Genomic DNA, 2,536 nt, shown 5'->3' with positions numbered 1-2,536 from the left:
AGGCGCTGATCATTACGGGAGGCTTATCATCGAGGCGACAAGCAAATCCTGTCCCTGAACATGCGCCCAGGGACAGGATTTGGCAGGTTCGACCCGTTGCCTCATTCGCCGTAGGTGCGGATGCGCTCCAAGAGCTCGTCGCCGTACTGCCTGGTGAAGTCCTCATAGGCGGGTGCTACCGCCGCCTGGAAGGGCGCGATGTCGATGTCGGTGGTCACGTCCATGCCGGCGGCGCGCAGGGCCTCGATGCCCTCCCTTTCCACCTCGGTCACCCTGTCGCGGGTCGCCTCGACCGAGGCCCGCGCCGCCTCCTTGAACCAGCCCTGCTCCTCTTCGGACAGCCGCTCCCAGACAAAGGGCGAGATCAAGACCAGCGCCGGCGAGTAGACGTGGCCGGTCAGGCTCAAGTAGCGCTGCACCTCCTGGAAGTTGGCCGAGGTGATGACCGGGATGGGGTTCTCCTGGCCGTCGACGGTGCCCTGCTGCAAGGCGGTAAAGAGCTCGGGGAAGGCCATCGGCGTGGGCGCCGCCCCCGCCGCCTGAAAAGCGCGGATGTGCACCTGGTTTTCCATGGTGCGGATCTTGAGCCCTTGCAGGTCCTCGGGCGACCTCACCGCGCGCCGGTTGTTGGTGAGGTGGCGAAAGCCGTTTTCGGACCAGGCCAAAGCGACAATGCCGCGCTCGGGGAACCTCTCTAAGAGTTCCTGGCCGATAGGGCCGTCCAAAACGCCGCGCGCGTGCTCGTAGTCGCGAAAGAGAAAGGGCAGGTCCAGGACCAAGACCTCGGGGACGAAGTTGCCGACGGGGCCGGTCGAGGTGATTACCATATCGACCGAGCCGATCTGCAGGCCCTCGATCATCTCGCGCTCGCCGCCGAGCGCGTTGGCGGGCTGCTCGACGATTGTGATGCGGCCCTCGCTCAAGCGGTCGATCTCCTGGGCAAAAGCCTGTGCTCCGGCGCCGTAGTGCGAGTCGGGCGAGAGCGAGTAGCCAAGGTTCAGGGTCATCGTCTGCGCGTACGTTAGGCCGCCCATGAAACAAGCAGCCACCATAACCGTCAAAACGTTAAGCTTCATCATGCCGGTGTTCCTCCCTTAATGTTTGCATCTGTGTTTGCATCTGTAGCGGTAGCACGTTTGTTCCCTTTGAAATGCCACGCGGCGACCCCCATTCCTCGGCGTAGCCATGATTGACCTACCCGCTTGCGTGTGGCAAGATGCTATCAGATGCCTGATGAGCTGTCAAGCTAACGCTAGCGCTACGAAAAGGCGCCGGTCCCCAAGAGGTGACGCCGGCGCCGGACGCTGTGGTGCTCAGCCGCGGGAGCTGAGATGAGTCCCTCCTCTTTAGCCGCTGGAGGACCCGTCATCGTCTATCTCGCCGATGACCTGAGCGGCGCCAACAGCAGCGCCTCGCTCTTTTATGAGGCAGGGCTGCGGGCCGTGCAGGTTCTCGAGCACGACCGCCTTGACGGCGTATCCCAGGAGGGGCAGGCTTATATCGTCAACCTCGCCAGCCGCGACGCCGGCGAAAATCTGGCCGGCGAGCGCCTCTACAAAAGCGTCGGCGCCTTGAAGCGGCGGCTTGGGGGCAGGGCTATTCTCTGGGGTAAGCGCCTTGACTCGACGCTGCGGGGCCACCTCGTGCCAGAGTTGCGGGCGCTAAAGGGCGCGCTCCCGGACCACGGCCCCACCCTCGTCGCGCCCGCCTTTCCCAGGGCCGGACGCGTCACCGTCGGCGGTTACCAACTTATAAATCCTTGGCACAAGGGCACTGTAGATGCGTTTGCAGATGCGTTTACAGATGCGTTTACAGACGAGTTTGCAGACGCGTCTGGCGGGCTGGCGCGCAGCTACCTGCCGGGCCTGCTCGAGGAGGTGGGGTATTGCGCCCTCAGCCTGCTGAGCCTTTACGCCGTCCGCGGCGCCACACCGCCCGCAGCCGTCACCGCGCCCGGCAAGGACGAGGCGGTTGTTGCCGACGCCCTCAGCGACGCCGACCTGAAGAGGCTGGCAAGCTGGACCTATGAGGCCTGGCTAAAGGGCGCGGTGGTCGTCGACAGCGGCCCCTACCTGGCGCAGCTCGTCAAGCTGGGCATCCTGCGGGGACTGTGGCCCGCGGCGCAGCAGCCTTCGCCTGTTCTCGTCGTCTTGGGCTCGCGCTCGGCGCCGACAGAAAAGCAGGTGGCGCACCTGTGCCGCGCGCATCCGGGCGTGCTGGCGCTTGACTTACACTTTGACGCTTTGGTGCTTGGTAAAGCACGGGCTGCCGAGGTGCTCATCCTCACGGCGGATGCTCGCAAGGAAGATATCGACGAGGCCTTAGAGGAGCTGGCGGCGGCAGTGGTGCGCCTCTTAACAAGCCTGCCCGCGCCCTACGCTTTTGTTATCTCCGGTGGCCGGACCGCCTCGAGCGTATTATCGCATTTCACCTTCCGTTCGCTAGAGATGCGCGGCGAGATCTTCCCGCTGGTGCCCGTCGGTCGCCTCTCGGGCGGCCAACTCCACGGCAGCCTGCTCGTCACCAAGGGCGGCCT

Annotated in this window: 2 protein-coding genes; one reads left to right on the top strand and one right to left on the bottom strand. The window is 64.6% G+C overall.

The window, feature by feature from the left end; genetic code table 11:
- Positions 1-101: 101 nt before the first annotated feature.
- Positions 102-1,052, bottom strand: a complete 951-nt coding sequence (locus M3498_09765; GenBank protein ID MDQ3459568.1) for a TRAP transporter substrate-binding protein — start codon at positions 1,050-1,052, stop codon at positions 102-104.
- A 279-nt stretch (positions 1,053-1,331) separates the two neighbouring features.
- Between M3498_09765 and M3498_09760 the strand changes: the two genes are divergently transcribed.
- A partial coding sequence (locus M3498_09760) for a hypothetical protein (protein MDQ3459567.1) occupies positions 1,332-2,536 on the top strand: 1,205 nt, incomplete at its 3' end.

Source organism: Deinococcota bacterium (assembly GCA_030858465.1).
GTDB lineage: Bacteria > Deinococcota > Deinococci > Deinococcales > Trueperaceae > JALZLY01.
Note: the sequence above shows the minus strand (reverse complement) of the source record. Positions and strands in the feature narration are given on the sequence as shown.